20 protein-coding genes, 1 other RNA gene and 1 pseudogene are annotated in these 20,008 nt (G+C 66.5%); 4 read left to right on the top strand and 18 right to left on the bottom strand.

The window, feature by feature from the left end; translation table 11 throughout:
- Nucleotides 1-2: 2 nt before the first annotated feature.
- The 10 genes and pseudogenes from murG to rnpB form a co-directional block, all read right to left on the bottom strand.
- Nucleotides 3-1,064: pseudogene (gene murG, locus ABE093_RS04180) on the bottom strand (undecaprenyldiphospho-muramoylpentapeptide beta-N-acetylglucosaminyltransferase); the annotation flags it as partial.
- Nucleotides 1,061-2,446, bottom strand: coding sequence for a putative lipid II flippase FtsW (ftsW, locus tag ABE093_RS04185; protein WP_430759578.1), 1,386 nt, complete (start codon nucleotides 2,444-2,446; stop codon nucleotides 1,061-1,063). The pseudogene murG and the gene ftsW, both read right to left, overlap by 4 nt.
- On the bottom strand, nucleotides 2,446-3,534 hold the full coding sequence (gene mraY / locus ABE093_RS04190) for a phospho-N-acetylmuramoyl-pentapeptide-transferase (RefSeq protein ID WP_430759579.1): 1,089 nt from the start codon (nucleotides 3,532-3,534) through the stop codon (nucleotides 2,446-2,448). The genes ftsW and mraY overlap by 1 nt, the downstream gene beginning before the upstream one ends.
- A complete protein-coding gene (locus ABE093_RS04195) occupies nucleotides 3,524-4,903 on the bottom strand; it encodes a UDP-N-acetylmuramoyl-tripeptide--D-alanyl-D-alanine ligase (protein WP_430759580.1) in 1,380 nt (459 codons plus the stop codon). The genes mraY and ABE093_RS04195 overlap by 11 nt, the downstream gene beginning before the upstream one ends.
- Nucleotides 4,900-6,378: a UDP-N-acetylmuramoyl-L-alanyl-D-glutamate--2,6-diaminopimelate ligase gene (locus ABE093_RS04200; RefSeq protein WP_430759581.1), complete on the bottom strand. Its 1,479-nt coding sequence runs from the start codon at nucleotides 6,376-6,378 to the stop codon at nucleotides 4,900-4,902. Before ABE093_RS04200 ends, ABE093_RS04195 begins: the two co-directional genes overlap by 4 nt.
- A complete protein-coding gene (locus ABE093_RS04205) occupies nucleotides 6,375-8,192 on the bottom strand; it encodes a peptidoglycan D,D-transpeptidase FtsI family protein (protein WP_430759582.1) in 1,818 nt (605 codons plus the stop codon). Before ABE093_RS04205 ends, ABE093_RS04200 begins: the two co-directional genes overlap by 4 nt.
- Complete coding sequence (gene ftsL / locus ABE093_RS04210; RefSeq protein WP_430759583.1) at nucleotides 8,189-8,455, bottom strand: cell division protein FtsL; 267 nt, start codon at nucleotides 8,453-8,455, stop codon at nucleotides 8,189-8,191. Before ftsL ends, ABE093_RS04205 begins: the two co-directional genes overlap by 4 nt.
- Complete coding sequence (gene rsmH, locus ABE093_RS04215) at nucleotides 8,452-9,405, bottom strand: 16S rRNA (cytosine(1402)-N(4))-methyltransferase RsmH (protein ID WP_430759584.1); 954 nt, start codon at nucleotides 9,403-9,405, stop codon at nucleotides 8,452-8,454. The genes ftsL and rsmH overlap by 4 nt, the downstream gene beginning before the upstream one ends.
- Nucleotides 9,402-9,845, bottom strand: coding sequence for a division/cell wall cluster transcriptional repressor MraZ (mraZ, locus tag ABE093_RS04220; RefSeq protein WP_430759585.1), 444 nt, complete (start codon nucleotides 9,843-9,845; stop codon nucleotides 9,402-9,404). The genes rsmH and mraZ overlap by 4 nt, the downstream gene beginning before the upstream one ends.
- A gap of 350 nt (nucleotides 9,846-10,195) precedes the next feature.
- Nucleotides 10,196-10,547: RNase P RNA component class A (gene rnpB, locus ABE093_RS04225), an RNA gene on the bottom strand.
- A 137-nt stretch (nucleotides 10,548-10,684) separates the two neighbouring features.
- Here rnpB and ABE093_RS04230 point away from each other — a divergent pair.
- Nucleotides 10,685-11,275, top strand: a complete 591-nt coding sequence (locus tag ABE093_RS04230) for a hypothetical protein (protein WP_430759586.1) — start codon at nucleotides 10,685-10,687, stop codon at nucleotides 11,273-11,275.
- Nucleotides 11,276-11,291: 16 nt separating this feature from the next.
- On the opposite strand, the gene rsmI is transcribed toward ABE093_RS04230, so the two are convergent.
- Nucleotides 11,292-12,128, bottom strand: coding sequence for a 16S rRNA (cytidine(1402)-2'-O)-methyltransferase (gene rsmI / locus ABE093_RS04235; protein ID WP_430759587.1), 837 nt, complete (start codon nucleotides 12,126-12,128; stop codon nucleotides 11,292-11,294).
- An 81-nt stretch (nucleotides 12,129-12,209) separates the two neighbouring features.
- Here rsmI and ABE093_RS04240 point away from each other — a divergent pair, with 81 nt between their 5' ends.
- From ABE093_RS04240 to ABE093_RS04250, 3 genes are read left to right on the top strand one after another with little or no spacing between them, the layout of a single operon-like run.
- Nucleotides 12,210-13,358 (top strand): penicillin-binding protein activator, encoded by a 1,149-nt coding sequence (locus ABE093_RS04240; RefSeq protein ID WP_430759588.1) that lies wholly within the window; start codon nucleotides 12,210-12,212, stop codon nucleotides 13,356-13,358.
- Nucleotides 13,345-13,731: a YraN family protein gene (locus ABE093_RS04245; RefSeq protein WP_430759589.1), complete on the top strand. Its 387-nt coding sequence runs from the start codon at nucleotides 13,345-13,347 to the stop codon at nucleotides 13,729-13,731. The genes ABE093_RS04240 and ABE093_RS04245 overlap by 14 nt, the downstream gene beginning before the upstream one ends.
- Before the next feature lie 3 nt (nucleotides 13,732-13,734).
- Nucleotides 13,735-14,259: a metal-dependent hydrolase gene (locus tag ABE093_RS04250; protein WP_430759590.1), complete on the top strand. Its 525-nt coding sequence runs from the start codon at nucleotides 13,735-13,737 to the stop codon at nucleotides 14,257-14,259.
- A 304-nt stretch (nucleotides 14,260-14,563) separates the two neighbouring features.
- Here ABE093_RS04250 and thiL read toward each other — a convergent pair whose 3' ends face one another.
- Genes thiL through ribD form a run of 7 tightly spaced genes read right to left on the bottom strand, consistent with a single transcriptional unit; the run spans nucleotide 14,564 to nucleotide 20,007 of the window.
- Nucleotides 14,564-15,511, bottom strand: coding sequence for a thiamine-phosphate kinase (gene thiL / locus ABE093_RS04255; protein ID WP_430759592.1), 948 nt, complete (start codon nucleotides 15,509-15,511; stop codon nucleotides 14,564-14,566).
- Entirely contained in the window at nucleotides 15,508-15,984 is a 477-nt protein-coding gene (nusB, locus tag ABE093_RS04260) for a transcription antitermination factor NusB (protein ID WP_430759593.1), read from the bottom strand. Before nusB ends, thiL begins: the two co-directional genes overlap by 4 nt.
- Entirely contained in the window at nucleotides 15,981-16,448 is a 468-nt protein-coding gene (ribH, locus tag ABE093_RS04265; RefSeq protein WP_430759594.1) for a 6,7-dimethyl-8-ribityllumazine synthase, read from the bottom strand. Before ribH ends, nusB begins: the two co-directional genes overlap by 4 nt.
- 31 nt (nucleotides 16,449-16,479) lie before the next feature.
- Entirely contained in the window at nucleotides 16,480-17,580 is a 1,101-nt protein-coding gene (gene ribB / locus ABE093_RS04270; protein WP_430759595.1) for a 3,4-dihydroxy-2-butanone-4-phosphate synthase, read from the bottom strand.
- On the bottom strand, nucleotides 17,577-18,173 hold the full coding sequence (locus ABE093_RS04275; RefSeq protein ID WP_430759596.1) for a riboflavin synthase: 597 nt from the start codon (nucleotides 18,171-18,173) through the stop codon (nucleotides 17,577-17,579). Before ABE093_RS04275 ends, ribB begins: the two co-directional genes overlap by 4 nt.
- On the bottom strand, nucleotides 18,173-18,916 hold the full coding sequence (locus tag ABE093_RS04280; RefSeq protein WP_430759597.1) for a class I SAM-dependent methyltransferase: 744 nt from the start codon (nucleotides 18,914-18,916) through the stop codon (nucleotides 18,173-18,175). Before ABE093_RS04280 ends, ABE093_RS04275 begins: the two co-directional genes overlap by 1 nt.
- Nucleotides 18,913-20,007, bottom strand: a complete 1,095-nt coding sequence (gene ribD, locus ABE093_RS04285) for a bifunctional diaminohydroxyphosphoribosylaminopyrimidine deaminase/5-amino-6-(5-phosphoribosylamino)uracil reductase RibD (protein WP_430759598.1) — start codon at nucleotides 20,005-20,007, stop codon at nucleotides 18,913-18,915. The genes ABE093_RS04280 and ribD overlap by 4 nt, the downstream gene beginning before the upstream one ends.
- Between the last annotated feature and the right edge of the window lies 1 nt (nucleotide 20,008).

Raw genomic sequence — 20,008 nt, forward strand, 5'->3', positions numbered from 1 at the left:
GCGGCCACCTTCAGGACGGCTTCGGCGACACGCTGCGCGGCATCGGGACGGGCGAGCGTGCGTGCGGCACGCGCCATGGCGAGGCGGCGCGACGGATTCGCGGCGAGGTCGCGCAACACACCTGTGAGGTTGTCGGCCAGCTGCGCGTCCTGGTGCAGCAGGATCGCGGCATCGTGATCGACCAGGTACTGCGCATTGCGCGTCTGGTGATCGTCGACGGCTTCAGGGAATGGCACCAGCACGCTGGCGACGCCGACGGCGCACACTTCCGCCAGCGTCAACGCGCCGGCGCGGCAGACCACGACATCGGCCCAGGCATAGGCGGCCGCCATGTCGGAGATGAAGGCTTCGACCGTCGCCTCGACACCGGCGCGTGCATACGCGGCTTCGGCGTCGGCGACCTGCTTCTCGCCGCACTGGTGGCGCACTTCGAATTTCTGGCCGGCCTGCGCCAGCGCCCGCGGAACCGCTTCGTTCAACGCGCGCGCGCCCTGGCTGCCGCCGAGCACCAGCAGGCGCACGCGATCGCCGCGCCCTTCGATGCGCTGTTCCGGCGTCGGCACGCGCGCGATCACGTCGCGCACCGGATTGCCGACCACGACCTCGCCCGCGAACGTATCCGGGAACCCGGTCAGCACTTCGCGCGCCATCTTCGACAACACGCGATTGGTCATGCCGGGGGCGCGGTTCTGTTCGTGCACGATCAACGGAATGCCGAGCTGGCGCGCGGCGAGTCCACCCGGACCGGCGGCATAGCCGCCGAAGCTGATCACCGCGCGCGGCGAGTGCTTGCGCAATACGGCACGGGCGGCCGATACCGCGCGCAGCAGGCGCAACGGCAAACCGAGCAACGCCTTCGCACCCTTGCCGCGCACGCCCTTCACCGCGATGGTGTCCATCGGGATGTCGTACTGCGGCACCAGGCGCGTTTCCATCGCACCGTCGGCGCCGAGCCAGCGCACGTCGATGCCTGCGTCGCGCAGCACCTTGGCCACGGCGAGGCCGGGGAAGATGTGGCCGCCGGTACCGCCAGCCAGGATCATCACGGGTCCTTGGCCGCTCATTCGCGCTCCGCCTTGTCGAGTTCGAGCTCTTTTCCAAGCTTTGGCTCAATGCGGCGACGTTGCTGATCACCGGACGGACGACCGCGACGGAGCAGCTTGCCGAGATTATGGGCGACCGCCGCACGTGCATCGTCGGCCGCGGTGCGCACCGAACTCATCGACGGCACGGTCACTTCCGGTGCCTGCGGCGTGGACGCGACTTCGCCGCGACGGATCGCGACCTGGCGTTCGGCACGCGTCAGTTCGTACGACACGCGCAGCAGCAGCCCGAGCGCGGCGCAGGTGATCAGCAAGCTCGATCCGCCGTAGGAAATGAACGGCAGCGTCAGGCCCTTGGTCGGCAGCAGGCCGAGGTTGACGCCGATCGAAATGAAGGCCTGCAGCGCGATCCAGGTGCCGATGCCGAACGCGCAGAAGCCGGCGAAGTGGCGACGCATCTCCACGCACTTCAAGCCGATCACGAAGGCACGGCCGACCACCAGCATGTACATCGCGATCACCGCGCACACGCCGACGAAGCCGAGTTCCTCGGAAATCACCGCCATGATGAAGTCGGTATGCGCTTCCGGCAGGTAGGACAGCTTCTGCACCGAACCGCCGAGGCCGACGCCCCAGAATTCGCCGCGACCGATCGCCATCAGCGCGTTGGTCAGCTGGTAACCGCTGCCCAGCGGGTCTTCCCACGGATTGAGGTAGGAGACCAGTCGCTTCATGCGATAGGGCTCCATCAGGATCATCAAGGCCAGTGCCGGCAGTGCCAGGATCGCCGGGATCAGCATGCGCGGCATGTGCACGCCGCCGAGCACCAGCATCACCGCGGTGATCGCCAGCAGCAGCGCGGTCGAACCGAAGTCCTTCTGCACCACCAACAGGATCGCGCCCATCACGCAGGCGACCAGGATCGCCTTGAGCATCGCCTTCCAGGTGCCGTTCACTTCGTCGCGGAAGCGCACGAGATAGCTCGCGAGCCAGACGATCATCAGCAATTTCACCACTTCCACCGGCTGGAAGCGGGTGATGCCCAGGTTGATCCAGCGCCGCGCGCCCTTCACCGTCACGCCGAGTCCGGGCACCGCGACCACCAGCAGCAACGCGATGCACACCAGCGGCAGCAGCTTGCTCCAGGACTCGATGTCCTTGAGTTCGGTGCGCATCAGTCCCCACGCCAGCAACATGCCGCCGATGAGGAACACGACGTGGTGTTCGAGGAAATAGAACGGCGACTTGCCGTTGCTCACTGCTTCCGGGAACGAGGCCGAAGCGACCATCACGGTGCCGAACGCCAGCATCGCGAGGCCGCCGATCAGCAGCCACGCGTCGTAGCGCCCGGTGATGGCATCGGCGCGGGTCGCTTGCTGGATGCGGGATGCGATCGTCGCCATCAGCGCACCTTCAACGTCGCGAGGCCGACCAGCACCAACACCACGGTGATGATCCAGAAGCGGACGATCACGCGCGGTTCCGGCCAGCCCTTCAGTTCGAAGTGGTGGTGGATCGGCGCCATCCGGAACACGCGCTTGCCGGTGAGCTTGAACGATGCCACCTGGATCATCACCGACAGCGTTTCGATGACGAAGATGCCGCCCATGATCACCAGCACCAGTTCCTGGCGGACGATCACCGCGATCGTGCCGAGCACCGCGCCGAGCGCGAGCGCGCCGACGTCACCCATGAAGACCATCGCCGGATAGGTGTTGAACCACAGGAAGCCGAGACCGGCGCCGGCGATCGCCGAGCAGATGATCAACAATTCGCCTGCGCCCGGCACCGCGGGAATCGCCAGGTACTTGGAGAATTCGGCGTTGCCCGATGCGTATGCGAACACGCCGAGGCCGCAGGCGACCATCACCGAGGGCATGATCGCGAGGCCATCGAGGCCATCGGTCAGGTTCACCGCATTAGAGAAACCGACCACCCACAGGTAGGCGATCGTGATGAAACCGATGCCGGCCAGCGGCAGCGCGATCGACTTGAACAACGGCACGTAGAACGTGGTTGCGGCCGGCACGTCGGCGAAAGCCCACAGGTAGATGCCGATACCGAGTCCGAAGATCGACTGCAGCAGGTACTTCCAGCGCGACTTCATGCCGTTGGGATCGCGCTTGACGATCTTGATCCAGTCGTCCCACCAGCCGATGGCGCCGTAGGCCACCATCGAGAACAGCACGATCCACACGTACTTGTTGCGGAGGTCGGCCAGCAACAGCACGGCCGCGATCACCACCAGCAGGATCAGCAGGCCACCCATCGTCGGCGTGCCGGCCTTGGAGAAATGTGATTGCGGACCGTCGGTGCGGATCGGCTGGCCGCCGCTCTTGAGCGAGGCGAGATAGCGGATCACGCGCGGGCCCCACCACAGCGACAGGCCGAGTGAGGTCAGCGCCGCCATGATCGCGCGGAAGGTGAGGTAGTTGAACAGTCCGAAATGGATCTGGAACTGCCCGAGCCAGCGGAACAATTCAAGCAGCATGGCGCTCCCCCGTCGTCAAAGCACGCACCACCCGATCCATCGCGCTGCCACGCGAACCCTTCACCAGCACGCGCACGCCGGCGTGCAATTCACCGGCCAGTGCGGCGATCAATGCGTCATGGCTGTCGAACACGCGGGCACCGTCACCGAATGTGTGGGCGGCTTCGGCGCTCAAGGCGCCGAGCACGTACAGGCGTTGCAATCCTGCGGCCTTGGCCTGGCGACCGGCTTCGGCATGCAATGCGGCGGCATCGTGGCCGAGTTCGCGCATGTCGCCGAGCACCAGCCAGCGTTCCTGCTCCGGCGATGTCGCCAAGGTCTGGATCGCCGCGGCGGTGGAACCGGGATTGGCGTTGTAGCTGTCGTCGACCAGCACCGCGCCATTGGCCAGCACATGGGTGGCGAGACGGCCATCGACCGATGTCGCCGCCGCAAGTCCGCGCACGATGGTGTCGAACGGAATACCCAGGCCCAGCGCCAGCGACGTCGCCGCCAGCGCGTTGGCGACATTGTGGCGACCGGGCAATGCGAGCTGGATGTCGGCTTCGCCCTGCGGCGTGACCAGATGGAAGCGCGATCCGTCCGCGTTCGCGCGGATGTCGCGCGCGGTGACGTCGGCGCTGGCATCGATGCCGTAACGCAACAGGCGACGACCATGCGCGCGTCGGGCGAAGTACGGCGCGAAGGCATCGTCGGCATTGATCACGGCGACGCCATCGGACGGCAGCGCGTCGTAGATCGCGGCCTTGGTGTCGGCAACGCCGAGCAGGCTGCCCATGCGCTCGAGATGCGCCGGCGCGATGTTGTTCACCACCGAGGTGTTCGGCTGGACGATGCGGGTGAGGTATTCGATGTCGCCGGGCTGGCCGGCACCCATCTCGTAGACCGCGAACGGCACGTCGTCGGGCGCGTCGAGCACCGCCAGCGGCAGGCCGATCTCGTTGTTGCGATTGCCGGGCGTGGAATACGCCGGGCCATGCGCTTTCAGGATCGCGGTCAGCAGCGCCTTGACGCTGGTCTTGCCGTTGCTGCCGGTGATCGCGGCGACCCTGGTCGCCCGCGTGCGCTGCACCGCGCCGGCCCATGCCGCCAGCGCGAGCTGGGTATCGGCAACGACGATCTGCGGGATCGCGACGCCACCGACCTCATGCGAGACCAGCGCCGCGACCGCGCCCTTGGCGGCGGCACCGGCGACATGATCGTGGCCATCGAAGGCCGGCCCCTTCAACGCGACGAACAAAACGGCACGACCTTGCGCATTGGGCAGCGCGCGGCTGTCGCTGGAGACGGCATCGACGCGCACGTCGCCATTGCCGATCACCCGGCCTCCGGTCATGCGTGCGATGTCGTTCAACGCCTGCGCCTTCACGGGTGGACCTCCAGCGCGGCGCGCGCAACAGCGAGGTCGTCGAAGGGATGCTTGATGCCCTTCACTTCCTGATAGGTTTCGTGGCCCTTGCCGGCGATCAGCACGATGTCGTCGGGGCCGGATTCGCCGATGGCGAGATCGATGGCGCGGCGACGGTCGCGTTCGACGACCACCTTCTCCGGATGCAGGAAACCGACGACGATGTCGTGGACGATGGTGTCGCCGTCCTCGTTGCGCGGATTGTCATCCGTGACGACGACCAGCCCGGCCTTGTCCTCGGCGATGCGCGCCATTTGCGGACGCTTGCCGCGATCGCGTTCGCCGCCGCAGCCGAACACGCAGACCATGCGGCCCTTGAGGTGCGCATGCAGCGAATCCAGCGCCTGTTCCAGCGGATCGGGCTTGTGCGAATAATCGACCACCACCAGCGGCAGGCGGCCATCACCGCCAAGGCGATTCATGCGGCCCGCGACCGGACGCAGCTGCGGCAGCAACCCGGCGATCGCGTCGAAATCGCGACCTTGGGCATGCAACACGCCGGCGACCGCCAGCAGGTTGTCGGCATTGAAGCGGCCAAGCAAAGGCGACTGGATGCGCTGGCGGCGATCGCCGATGCGCAGGTCGAAGGCGATGCCGCGTGCATCGAGCGCCAGCGCTTCTGCAGCGATGTCGGCGGCAGCGTCGCCGTGGGCCGAGGTGGTGATCGCGCGCACGTGCGCCGGCAGCTTCGCCGCCAGCTCGCGGCCGAAGGCGTCGTCGATGTTGATCACGCCGACCTTCAGTTCCGGACGCTGGAACAGTCGCGCCTTGGCCGCACCGTAGCTGGCCATGTCGCCGTGGTAGTCGAGGTGATCGCGGGTGAGATTGGTGAACACGCCGATGTCGAAGCGCACGCCGTCGACGCGGCCCTGCTCCAGCGCGTGCGAGCTGACCTCCATCACCACCGCGGTCGCACCAGCGGCGCGCAGCTCGACGAACAGTTCGTGCGTTTCCAGCACCAGCGGCGTGGTGAAACCGGTCGCCTGTTCCTGGCCGTAGAGGCCCGCCCCGAGCGTGCCGATGGTGCCGCAGGTCACGCCCAGCCTGGTCCAAGCCTGCGCGATCAACTGCGTGGTCGAAGTCTTGCCGCTGGTGCCGGTGACGCCGACGACATCCATCGTCGCGGTGACATCGCCGTGGATGGCGTTGGCGAAATCGCCCATGCGCGCGCGCAACTTCGGAACCGCGATCGCGTTCGCGGGAACGACGACGTCGCTCGGCGCCGGCGGGTCATAGAGCACGGCCACCGCGCCGCGCGCCAGTGCTTCATCGACATGGCGCAGGCCATGGCGGCTGACGTCGTTGCTGGTCGGCAGGATGGCGATGAACGCCTGCCCCGCCTGCACGGCACGGCTGTCCGAGGCGAAACCGGTCACCTCGAGGTCGGCGGGAATGCCGGCGATGTCCGGCAACAGTTCGGCGAGGCGACGCTTCATTGCAGCGACTCCCGCATCTGTTCCGGCGTCGCGGCGTCATCGTCCGTCACGACCGGCTTCTTCTTGTGACCCGGCGCCTGCGCGGCGATCCAGGTGTTGATGTCGTCCGGCGGCACGTCCTGCAGGCGCAGCGCGCCTTCCATCACGTTGCGGAAGATCGGGCCGGACACCACGCCGCCGTAATAGCCCTTGGAGATGTCGGGGTTGTTGACCACGACCACCATTGCAAAACGCGGATTGTCCACCGGCACCACGCCGGCGAAGAACGCCAGGTACTTCTGCGCGGCATAGCCGCCATTGCTGGCGATGCGCGCGGTACCGGTCTTGCCGGCGACGTGATAACCGAGGATCGCGGCCTGCGTCGCGGTGCCACCGGGTTCGGTCACCGTCTGCATCATCTTCATGATGGTGTGCGCGAGTTCGGCCGTGATCACCTGCTTGGTCTCGCCGCTGCCGCCCTTCACGAACGACGGCACGGTGGCGACGCCGCCATTGGCCAGGGTCGAATACGCATGGGCGATCTGCAGCGGCGTCACCGACAGGTTGTAGCCGTAGGACATCGACTGCTTGGTGGTGCCGTACCAGCGCGGCGGCGCCGGGAACAGGCCGACCGATTCGCCGGGGAAACCGCTGTGCGTGCTCTGGCCGTAGCCGAAGCGGCGGATGAAATCGTAGAACTGTTCGTTGCTCAGGCGACGCGCGATCAGCGCCGCACCGACGTTCGAGCTCTTGGTGATCACGCCGGTGGTATCGAGCACGCCATGGTTGTGCGTGTCGGTGGTCCAGTAATTGCCGTTGGGAATGCGGCCCGGGTTGGTGTTGAAGATCGTGTTCGTGGTGATGACGTGCGCCTCGAGCGCGGCGGCCACGGTCAGCGGCTTCATCGTCGAACCGGGTTCGAGCAGGTCGGTGACGGCGCGGTTGCGATGGGTGTCGCGATTGGTACCGTTGATGTTGTTGGGGTTGTACGACGGCACGTTGGCCATCGCCAGCACTTCACCGGTATGGATGTCCATCACCACCGCCGAACCACTGCTGGCGCCGGCGTTCGTCACCGCCTGCTGCAGGTCGCGATAAGCGAGGTACTGGATGCGGCGATCGATGCTGAGCGCGAGATCCTTGCCCGGCTGCGCCGGCTTGAGCAGGTCGACATTCTCGACGGTTTCGCCCTGGCGGTTGCGCAGGATGCGCTTCTCGCCGGGTTTGCCGCGCAACCATTCGTCGAAGGCGAGCTCGATGCCTTCCTGGCCGTGGTCGTCGACGTTGGTGAAACCGAGCACGTGGGCGACGGCATCACCCTGCGGGTAGAAGCGCTTGAACTCGCGCACGCCATACACGCCGGGAATCTTGAGGTCGAGCACGCGCTGCACCACCGCCGGGTTCATCCGTCGGCGCAGCCACAGGAATTCCTTGTCGGCCTTCTGCGACAAGTTGCGCGCCAGCTCGTCGGACGGCATGCCCAGCGCCTGCGCCAGCTTGCCGATCTCTTCTTCGTCGCCGGCCAGTTCCTGCGGATTCGCCCACAGCGACATCACCGGCGTCGACACCGCCAGCGGCTCGCCGTTGCGATCGGTGATCATGCCGCGCGTGGTCGGGATCTCGACATCGCGCTGGAAGCGGACGTTGCCCTGCTTCTGGTAGAAGTCGGTGTGCACCAGCTGGCGATCGACCGCGAACGCGATCAGCGCCACGCTGCACAGGCCGAGGCCGCCGCAGACCATCAGCACGCGGCCGCGGATGTCGTAGCGCGAACGCCCGATGCGCGTGCTGCGCTCGCGATCGATCAGGCCGCGGATGGCATCGCGCAGGTTCATTCGCGCACCACCACGGTGTCTTCCGGACGCGGATTGTCCATGCGCAGGTGTTCGCGCGCGGCCTTGTCGATCAGCGTCGGCTCGGCCCAGGTCGCCTGTTCCAGCTGCAACTGGCTGAACTGCAGGTCGAGTTCGTCGCGCGCGCGTTCCAGCTTGTTGAGTTTGGAAAACAGCTGGCGATGCTCAAAACGGTCGTAGGCAACGGCAATGCCGCTCACGACATTCGCGGCCAGCAGCAGCGCGAACAACGCCCAGCCGCTCATGCCGCCACCTCCAGCTTCTCGGCCACGCGCAGCACCGCGCTGCGCGAGCGCGGATTGACGGCGAGCTCCTGTGCGTCGGCACGGATGGCCGATCCCAGCGCGCGCAGGGTCGGCGTGAACGTTTCGACCTGCGGCAGGCGGCGATTGGCCGGTGGCGCCTTGGCGTGGCGGGCGATGAATTGCTTGACGATGCGGTCTTCCAGCGAATGGAAGCTGATCACCGCCAGGCGACCACCGGGCTTGAGGCGGTCGTGGGCGGCGGCGAGCCCGGCCTCGACATCGGCCAGTTCGCTGTTGATGTGGATGCGGATCGCCTGGAAGGTACGTGTCGCCGGATGGCTGGTGTCCTTGCCGCGCGGCACCACGCGCGCAACCAGCTCCGCCAGTTCGGCGGTGCGGGTGAGCGGTGCAGTCGCGCGGCGCTCGACGATGGCGCGGGCGATCCGGCGCGACATGCGTTCTTCGCCGAAGGTCCACAACACGTCGGCGATCTCGCGCTCGTCGGCGCGCGCCAGCCACTGCGCGGCGCTCTCGCCGCTGCCGGTGTCCATGCGCATGTCGAGCGGACCGTCCTTGCCGAAGCTGAAACCGCGTTCGGCGACGTCCAGCTGCGGCGACGACACGCCGAGATCGAGCAGCACGCCATCGAGGCCGGCGGCGGTTGCATCCCAATGCGCCAATTCGGCGAAGGAGCCCTGGCGGAGCGATACCCGCGCGTCGGCGGCAGCCAGTCGAGTGGCCTCCGCGATCGCTTCGGGATCCTTGTCCATCACCAGCAGCCGTCCTCCAGCGCCCAGCATGTCGAGCACGCCACGGGCGTGGCCGCCACGACCGAACGTGCCATCGAAATAGGTTCCGTCCCCTGTCACCTGCAGTGCTTCCATCACTTGCGAATACAAAACGGGAATGTGGGACTGCGTGGCGGACGCAGCCGCCGCGCCGCCCGTCACAACTTCAACTCGAGCATCTGCGTGCTCAGATCGCCATCGCTGATCGATTGACGGATCTGCGCGTGATGCGCCTGCTCGCTCCACAACTCGAACTTGTCGCCCATGCCCAGCAGCACCGCCTTCTTCTCGATGCCGACGGCACTGCGATGGCTGGACGGAATGGAGATGCGGCCGTTGGCGTCGAGCTCGACCGGCATGGCCGAACCCACCAGGTTGCGCTGCAGGCGGCGATGCGCGCTGAGCGATCCCGGCAAGGCGTTGACCTGGTCGCGCACCTTCTCCCACACGTCCTGCGGATAGAGGAAGAGGCAGCCGGACTCGAAGGGGTTGTAGGTGATGACCAGGCGGTTGCCGCAGGCCGACACGGCGTCACGATGGGCTGCGGGAATGGCTACCCGGCCCTTGTCGTCCACGGTGATGGCGGTCTCGCCTTGAAACATCTCTGCCCTCGGGCTGCGCCCCACGTCGGGTCGCATTGGTTCCACAAAGAACCACCAATTTCCCGGTGATCCCACAAGAGCCCACCTTAGGAGTCGATTTCAGGGATGTCAACAATCGTTTTGGGGGAATTTCGTCAAGCAGGTCAATGACTTGCGAAGCTTTTCAGAGAATTGTTCAAGATTTATCCACAAGCGACTGTTTCGTCTCAAATTTTGAGATTGTTCAGTCTGGGCCGCCCAGCCCAATCCGGTCGATCGGGGTGGAAACAGCGCTAACCCATTCATGTTGCTTTGCAGCAATTTCCGGGCGATACCCCGTCTCCAGCGAAAATGGAAGGGGCGAAAGAAAAGTGCGGAGCCGGCCTTTAAGCCGGGTTCTGTCGTGGACAGTCATTCCTCTAGACCGCCCATCGCTGGACGGCTCAAGCAACCTACCCGGAACCAACGCGGGCCGCGCCAATGGTTCCCTATTTGGTCTTGCTCCCGATGGGGTTTGCCGTGCCGGCCGGTTGCCCGGCTCGCGGTGCGCTCTTACCGCACCATTTCACCCTTACCGACGCATTCCGGAGAACGCGCCGGCGGTATCTTTCTGTTGCACTTTCCGTCGACTCGCGCCGCCCAGGCGTTACCTGGCATCGTGCCCTGTGGAGCCCGGACTTTCCTCGGCACTGTTTCCAGTGCCGCGACTGCCTGGCCGACTCCGCATGGTCATTCTACCGCGACGCGGTCGAATGACCCCCAAAAGTTGCACACAGTGCATGAGTTGACAGGCTTTGGGGACAGGAGAAGCATCGGCGCCGACGCATCCCCCGCGTCATCACAACAAGGAGAAAGCTGCCATGACGGCACTACGTACGAGCCAACTCCTGGCGATCTGCACCCTCTCCGCTGCCCTCGCCTCGGCGTTCACTGCCGATGCCTCCGAAGCCGCCAGGAAGAACAAATCGAAAATGCCCGGCGACGCCGCCCTGATCGCCAGCGCGATGCGTGCGGGACCAGCCAAGGTCACCAGTGGCGCCACGATCATCGCAATGGACGCCAACGGCAAGATGCGCACCTTGCGCAAGGGCACCAACAGCTTCACCTGCATGCCGGACAACCCGGAAACCCCCGGGCCCGACCCGATGTGCTTCGACGCAAACGCCATGCTTTGGGTCAATGCCTGGATGGAGCACAAGGATCCGCCCGCGGGCAAGGTCGGACTCATGTACATGCTCTCGGGGGGCACGGATGCGAGCAACACCGATCCGTACGCCGCCAAACCGACGGCCAGCAATCATTGGGTCAAGACCGGTCCGCACATCATGATCGTTGGCGCCGACGCCAGCTTCTACGATTCGTACCCGAAGTCCGCGGATCCTGATACGACACAGCCCTACGTCATGTGGGCGGGAACGCCGTATCAACACCTGATGGCACCGGTGAAATAACCCGCCGGAGCCGCGACTAACCCGCCTCGCCGCCGTACAGCGACTTGCGCGGTGCGCCACTGAGTTCGGCCGCAAGCTTGGCCGCGGCCGAAGGAGGGAGGTGTTCGCTCAATTTCGCGTAGATGCGGCGTCCGCTGACCAGCCGCGCATCGCCGTCGTCGCCTGCGCCTTCCACCAGCACCACGAATTCGCCCTTCTGCTGGTCGGGATCGGCCTGCACGCGCTGCACCAGCGCGTCGAGGTCGCCATCGAGCACGGTCTCGAACAGTTTCGTGAGTTCGCGCGCCACCACCGCGCGTCGCTGCGCACCGAAAGCATCACGGGCATCGCCGAGGAATTCGAGGATGCGATGCGAGGATTCGTAGAAGATCAGCGTGCGCGACTCTGCTGCAAGCGCCTGCAGGCGTTCGCGTCGCGTCGACGCCTTGGCCGACAGGAAGCCTTCGAAGACGAAACGATCGCTGGGCAATCCGGCCACGCTCAGCGCGGCGATCAATGCCGCGGCACCCGGCACCGGGCTGACGCGGATGCCCGCCGTGCGCGCGGCATGCACCAGCCGATAACCGGGGTCGCTGACCAGCGGCGTGCCCGCATCCGACACCAGCGCCAGCGAATCGCCGGCGAGCATCCGTCGCACCAGGCTCGCGCTGGCCTCGGCTTCGTTGTGGTCGTGCAGCGCGATCAGCGGCGTACTGATGCCGAACTGCTGCAGCAATGGGCGCGTGCGCCGGGTGTCCTCGGCGCAGATCGCCGCGACCTGCTTCAGCACCTCCACCGCGCGCGGGGTGAAATCCCCCAGGTTGCCGATCGGCGTGGCGACGACGTGCAGTGTTCCGGGTGCGGGCGTGTTCATCCGGCCATTATCCGCATCGCAACCTCTCACGCGCGCGGCAGGTAGAATCGAAGCCAGCCCATTGCACCGGAAGTCATCTCCATGCGCACTGCCTTCGCCAAGTTTGGAGTGATCCTGCCGCTGGTCGCCGCGCTCGCGGCCTGCGCGACCACCAGCACCAGCAAGGCACCGATCGCGCCAGCCGCCTCGGCGGTTCCGGTCGCATATGGCCACGTCGATGTCAGCCGCCGCCCGCCGGGCGATGCCGATGGCTATCGCCCCCCGCTGAAGGTCGGCGTATTGCTGCCGCTGAGCGGCGGCTTGGCGGTCGCCGCCACGCCGGTGCGTGATGGCTTCATGGCGGGTTACTACAACGAACGTCGTCGTCGACCGGAAGTCCATTTCTACGATTCGTCGATCGGCGCCAATGCGGCGTATGCCAAGGCCGTCGCCGATGGCGCCGACTACGTAGTCGGGCCGCTCGGACGCGAAGGCGTCACCGAACTGTTCACCAAGGACGGACTTAAGGTGCCGGTGCTGGCGCTGAACCAGTCCGATGCGAAGACGCCGGCCGGCAGCCTGAGTTTCGCCTTGTCGCCGGAAGACGAAGCGGAAGCGATCGCGCAGGCGCAGTTGTCGTCGGGCATCCACAAGGCGGTGGTGATCAGCGGCGGCGATGCGATCCAGAAGCGCGCCGCGACTGCGTTCATCACCTACTTCAACGGACACGGCGGCAAGGCTGCGCCGGCAGTCACGAACGGCGATGCTGTCGGCGAAGAGTTGCAGAAGGCGGCGCAGTCGCTGGGCGGCGCCGATGGCGTGTTCCTCGCGCTCAAGGGCGACCAGATCGAAGCGTTGGCGCCGAAGCTCGCGGCATCGCCGGTGGCGAATGCGCGTCGTTTCGCCAGTTCGCAGATCCAGCTCGGCATCGGCAAGGGCGACGACAGCGCGCTCGACAACATCGTGTTCCCGACCGAAGCCTGGAACGTGCGCAAGACTGCGTTGGCGCCGTCGGCGAGCAGCCTTGCGGCATTGTCGCCGACCGCGCGCGGCGCGGCCTCCAAGCTGTTCGCGTTCGGCTACGACGCGTGGCTGATCACCGCCTATCCGGAACACCTCAACGGCGGCCGCGAAGGCGGCGTGCGTGGCGCGACCGGCGACCTGCGCATCGACCACGATGGCAATGTCGTGCGCATGCCGGGCTGGTCGGTGTTCCGCCAGGGTCAGCCGGTTCCGCTTGCCGAACGCTGATCGCGGCAATCGCCGGGAGATCGGCAATCAGGTCGAAACGGCGGCCGAAGCGCTGCTGTGTTCGCACGGACTGATGCTGATCGAACGCAACGCCAACTTCCGCGTCGGCGAGATCGATCGGGTGATGCGCGACGGCGAGATGCTGGTGTTCGTCGAGGTGCGTTACCGCACGCCCGGCGCGTTCGGCACTGGCGCGGATTCGGTCGACTGGAAGAAACGCCGGCGGCTGGTGCGCGCCGCCGAAGCGTGGCTGCAACGCCATCCCGAACATCGCGACCGCAGTTGCCGCTTCGACGTGATTGACGCCCACGGCGATCCCGCCTCCCCCACCCTGCGCTGGATCGCCTCCGCATTCCGCGCCGACGAGATTTGAAACATGCCTTCGATCATCACCCACGCCGCCGTCCCGCTCGCGCTGTATGCAGCCGCCGAGCATGGCCGGATCCCGCCGCGCCTGCTGGTCGCAGGGGTGGTCGCGTCGATGCTGCCGGATATCGATGTGCTGTCGTTCGCGCTGCACATTCCCTACGAGAGCGCGTTCGGCCATCGCGGCGCGACGCACTCGTTGTTGTTCGCGGTTCTGGTCGCGGTGATCGGCGCATTGTTTTCAGGCCGACTAAGCAGCAATCGCTGGCAGGCCGCTGCGTGGCTCTTCGTCTGCGCGATCTCGCATCCCCTGCTGGACGCGATGACATCAGGCGGGCTCGGCGTGGCGATCGCATGGCCGTGGAGCGACGTCCGCTGGTTCGCGCCGTGGCGGCCGATCCTGGTTTCGCCAATCGGCGCGGGATTCTTCAGCGCGCGCGGAATGGCGACGCTGGTGTCGGAACTGCACTGGGTGTGGTTGCCGCTATTCGGCGGCGTCGCGCTGTGGAAACTGATCAATCGGTCGGGGCGGTAACCGCACGCGCTGGCTTGGCGGGGGGCCAGCTCCGGTGCGTGGGACGCCGTGAATACATCCATGTAGGCTCATGCGCCGCATCCATGCGGCGCAATGCCCACGCCCCGGACTGACGCACCCGCCGCCGCGCGCGTGTTGTTGCTTTCAAGAAAGAGTGAAAAGCTCGCCACCGGCAGCGCCTGTGCGGTTCGTCCGTATCGCCGACCATACGAGGCATGGATGCCGAGTCGAGCCTCCATGGATGGATTCACGGCGTGTCGGCGATACGGATAACCGCAGCAGGCGTTTAGCCGGGCGATGCTTTTCAAGCGAAATGTTCGTAGCCAGACGTCTGTAGCCGTACCTCGCGACCATTCGCATCGAATGCATGCACGCCGTCGCCGGCAACGACACGACCAACGCATGTCAAGCGAACACCAAGCGTATTCGACATCGTCACCAACGCATCACGCTGCGAAGGATCGGCAGTGAAGCAAAGCTCGTAATCGTCGCCAGCGGATTGCAGCCGCCAGCGTTCCGCGCCCACCGTTAGCGCAACGAGCGCATCCGACGTCGGCAACGCATCCAGCCGGATTTCCGCGCCGACTCCGCTCGCGGCACAGACGTGCCCGAGGTCCTGCAACACCCCATCGGACACATCGATGCAGGCATGCGCGATCCCGACCAGCGACTGCCCCAGCGCGCAACGCGGCGTCGGTCGGTCGAGGCGCGATCGCAATACATCCACACACGACTTGCCCTGCAACACTTCGCGCAAGGCAGCCGCAGCATCGCCCAGCGTGCCGCTCACCCAGATATCGTCGCCAACTTTCGCGGCATCGCGACGCAAGGCGGTTCCTGCCGCAACAAAGCCGCAGGCCGTGACGGTCAGCGACAGCGGTCCGCGCGTGGTATCGCCGCCGACCAGGGCGATGCCGTGTTGTTCGGCAAGTGCGAGGAAGCCATCGATGCAGGCATCCAGCCAGGCATCATCGGGCGACGGCAGCGACAACGCCAGCGTGCACCAGGCCGGTGTCGCGCCCATCGCCGCGAGATCGGAGAGATTGACCGCCAGCGCCTTCCAGCCAACGTCATGGGCAGCGGTCGATTCCGGGAAATGCACGCCGCTGTTGAGCGTGTCGGTGACGATCACCAGCTCGCTGCCGGCCGGCGGATGCAGGATCGCGCCGTCGTCGCCAATGCCCAGGATCACGTCGGATCGCGGCGATACGCGGGCCGCGATCCGGGAAATCAGGTCGAACTCGCCGCTCACTTGCGCGCGGCGTTCACCTCGACCGCACGCCAGGCTTCGGCAGCGCGGTCGAGCACGCCGTTGACGTAGGTGTGGCCGTGCTCGGCGCCGAAACGCTTGGCGGTTTCGATCGCCTCGTTGATCACCACGCGATACGGCACGTCGATGCGCTGGCGCAGTTCGTAGGTGGCGATGCGCAGCACCGCACGTTCGACCGGATCGACTTCGTCGACATCGCGATCGAGCAGGCTGCGCAGGGCTTCGTCGTTGTCGTGGCGATGCGCCAGCACGCCCTTCACGATGTCCTCGAAGTAGACGAGGTCGGCCTGCTCGCGCGCCTGTTCGTGGGCGAACTGCGCGATCACCTGGCGCGCTTCGCCACCCGACATCTGCCAGGCGTAGATCGCCTGCATGGCGCGGCGGCGTGCGCGCGTGCGCAGGACCGGATCGATGCCGTCGTGGCGACGGTGGCCATGACCGCTCGTACCGGTCACTTCAGGCGCTCCAGCAGGTTGGACATTTCCAGCACCACGAATGCGGTCTCCTCGCCCTTGTTGCCGTGCGCGCCACCGGCGCGCGCTTCGGCATCTTCATATTGCTCCACCGCGAGGACGCCGTTGGCGACCGGCACGCCGTGCTCCAGCGCGACCTGCATCAGGCCTTGCGAGCAACCGTCGGCGACGTGTTCGTAATGGCGGGTATCGCCGCGCACCACGCAACCGAGGGCGACGATGCCGGCATGGCGACCGCCCTTGGCCAGCGCCGCGCAGGTCACCGGCAATTCCCAGGCCCCGGGGACGCGCACGAGGTCGATCTGCGCATCGTCGACGCCATTGGCCTTGAAGCCGGAGCGCGCGCCTTCGATCAGCGCTTCGGTGATGCGCGAGTTCCAGCGGCTGGCGACGATGGCGAAGCGGGCGCCTTCGGCGGCGCGGAGATCGCCTTCAAAACTGGGCATGGAGGTCCGGAATGCGGGAAAGACGCCCAGTTTAGCGCGGGCCGGCCACGTGCTCGACCACTTCCAGGCCGAAGCCGGATAGACCGACCTGCTTGCGCGGGGTGCCGATCACCCGCAGGCGGCCGTAACCGAGGCTGGCGAGGATCTGCGAACCGGCGCCGGTTTGCCGCCATTGCTGCACCGCCGGCGCCTTGGCGGTGCCGGTCGCGGGTTCGCGGATGCGTTCCAGCAAGGCGTCGGGCGACTGCGGTTCAGACAGCAGGACCAGCACGCCGGACCCGGCCGCGGCGATCATCGCCAGCACCTCGCCGGTGGGCAGGCCGAGATCGTCGCGCTGCCAGTGGAGCGCATCGACCAGCGGATTGGCGACCTGCACGCGCGCCAGTGTCGCCACCTGCGGATCGGCCTTGCCGAGCTGCAGGGCGAAGTGCAGCTGGTGACTGAGACGGTCACGGAAGGTGTGGAGGACGAATTCGCCGTGCGGCGTCGCGATCGTGCGCTCGTCGACCGCATCGATGGTGTGCTCTGTGGCGAGGCGATGGCGGATCAGCGCTTCGATCGACCCCATCTTCAGGCCGTGTTCGCGCGCGAACACTTCCAGCTCGGGACGACGCGCCATGCTGCCGTCGGCGTTGAGGATCTCCACCAGCACGCCGGCCGGCTCGAGTCCGGCCAGCAAGGCGAGATCGCTGGCCGCTTCAGTATGGCCGGCGCGGCTCAACACGCCGCCCGGCTGCGCCATCAGCGGGAAGATGTGGCCCGGCTGCGAGAGGTCGCTGGGCTGCGCGTCGGGACGCACCGCGGTGCGCACGGTGTGGGCGCGATCGTAGGCGCTGATGCCGGTCGTGACGCCTTCCGCCGCCTCGATGCTGACGGTGAAGTTGGTGTGGTGCGGCGAGGTGTTGTCGCGCACCATCGGCGGCAGGCCGAGCTGCTGGCAGCGTTCGCGCAGCAGCGACAGGCAGACCAGTCCGCGCGCATGCGTCACCATGAAGTTGATGTCGGAGGGCTTGACCAGCTCCGCCGCCATGATCAGGTCGCCTTCGTTCTCGCGATCCTCGTCATCGACGATCACGACCATGCGCCCAGCGCGCAATTCGTCGAGGATTTCGGGAATGGTGGCGAAGCTCATCGTTGTGCTCCCAGCATGCGTTCGACGTAGCGCGCGATCAGGTCGACCTCAAGGTTCACCGCGTCGCCGGCACGGGTCGCGGAAAACGCCGTATGGCTGATGGTGTGCGGGATCAGCATCACCGCGAATCCTTCGTCGTCCACTTCGTTGACGGTCAGGCTGACGCCATCGACGCAGATCGAACCCTTCTTCGCGATGTAGCGATGCAGCTCGCGCGGGGCGGCGAAACGCCAGACCTGTTCGCCATCGGCAGTGCCCGCCTGCAGCACCTTGCCCATGCCATCGACGTGGCCACTGACGACATGGCCGCCGAAACGATCGCTCGGGCGCATCGCGCGTTCGAGGTTCAACACCGCGTTCGCCTTCAAATTCCCGAGCGTGGTCAGGCGCAAGGTCTCGCTGGAGACATCGACTGCGAACGACTCCGCATCGAACTGCACCACCGTCAGGCAGACGCCGTTGACGGCGATGCTCTCGCCCAATTCGACATCGGCGAACGGCAGGCTGCCGACATCGATCTGCATGCGCAGCCCGCCATCGCGCGGCTCGCTGCCACGCAAACCGCCGACACCCTGGATCAACCCCGTGAACATCAATACTGTTTCCTGAAAGCGTGCACGAACAATGGCCAATGCAACTGCTGCATCGGCGCATCGCCCCATGCGGATTCGAATTGTTGGCGAACCGTTGCGACCGCATCGACGCCGGTGGCTTCGCGATAGCGCTTGCTCGCCGAATAGCTGGAGAAATAGCCGAGCATGCGCGCCAGTGGCCACTCCACACTCAAGTGGAACTCCGGAACTTCGATCGCCGGGAATGGCCAGGCATAACCGGCATACGCCGCATTGATGTCTTCGCGCTCCGGCGGCCAGTACGGGAGGATCATCGACTGGAAAGCATCATTCACCGCTTCCAGCATCGGCGGCACGACGATGTCCTGGTAGCCCCAGGCCACCAGCACGCCCCCCGGCTTGAGCACACGCGCGACTTCGGCGAAATAGGCCGGACGATCGAACCAGTGCAATGCCTGCGCCACGCATGCCGCGTCGGCGCTGGCATCGGGCAAGGCACAGCGTTCGCCGGGCTCGACCACGAAGTCGACGTTGGCCAGCTTCGGCGCCTGCGCGATCTGCGCCGTGCTCGGATCGCTGGCATGCACGCGATCGAAACGGCGGGCGAGATCGCGCGTGGCCTGGCCACTGCCGCAGCCGGCTTCCCAGCACAGGCCGCGTGCCGGCGCGATCGAGGCAATCCAGTCGAACAATGCCGGCGGATATTCCGGGCGCGCGGCGGCGTAATCGGCTGCGACCGCGGAGAAATGGTCGGAGAAGCTCATGATCCCTTCCGCCGCAACAACAGGCGCTGGTCCGGCCCGACCTGGCGCATGTCGGTGATTTCCAGTTCGTGGCGATCGGCCATCGTTTCGATCGACAACCCGTCGAACATCGGACGCGCGCGATCGCCGAGCAGCAATGGCGCGACGTAGAGCAGAAGCTCGTCCACCAGTCCCGCGCTCAGGAACGCGCCCGAAAGCGTGGCGCCGGCTTCGATCTGCACTTCGTTGATCTCGCGGCGGGCGAGTTCGGCCAGCACCGCCTGCAAGTCGAGGTTCCGGCCCTGCATCGGAACGGCAATGCGCTGCGCATTGAATTCACGCGGCGGCTTGGCGTCCGGCGCGTGCATGTAGAGCGTCGGCACTTCGCCTTCGCGGACATGGCCGCGCGCGATCGTCGCCAGGCCGGGATCGAGCACCACGCGCAACGGCGGCACATACGGCACGCCATTCGGCAGGCGCACGGTCAGGTGCGGATCGTCGGCGAGCACCGTCCCCGCACCGGTCAACAAAGCGCCGCAGCGCGCGCGCCAGCGATGTACGTCCTCGCGCGACTGCGGGCTGGTGATCCATTTCGATTCGCCGCTGGCCAGCGCGGTGCGGCCATCCAGGCTGATGCCCTGCTTGATCCGCACCCACGGCCGCCCGCGTTCGACGCGCGCGAGGAAGGCACGATTGAGCTGGCGCGCCTGCGCCTCCATCAGGCCCGACGCGACGTCAATGCCGGCCGCCTGCAAACGCGCGAAACCCGCGCCATCGACTTTCGGGAAGGGATCGCGCATCGCCGCGACCACGCGGCTGACACCGGCGCCGATCAACGCTTCCGTGCATGGCGGCGTGCGCCCGGTGTGCGCGCACGGTTCCAGCGTCACGTAGGCGGTCGCGCCGTAGGCACGGCCGCCGGCATCGCGCAGCGCCATCACTTCGGCATGGGGCTCGCCGGCGCGTTCGTGCCAGCCTTCGCCAACCACGCCTTCATCCTGGGTGATGACGCAGCCGACCATCGGGTTCGGCTTGGTGGTGTACGCACCCCGCTCCGCGAGGCGCAGTGCCCGCGCCATCATCGCGTGGTCGAAAGCAGTGAACACGCTCATT

Origin of the sequence: Solilutibacter silvestris, from assembly GCF_050574925.1 — a bacterium.
Taxonomy (GTDB): domain Bacteria; phylum Pseudomonadota; class Gammaproteobacteria; order Xanthomonadales; family Xanthomonadaceae; genus Solilutibacter; species Solilutibacter silvestris_A.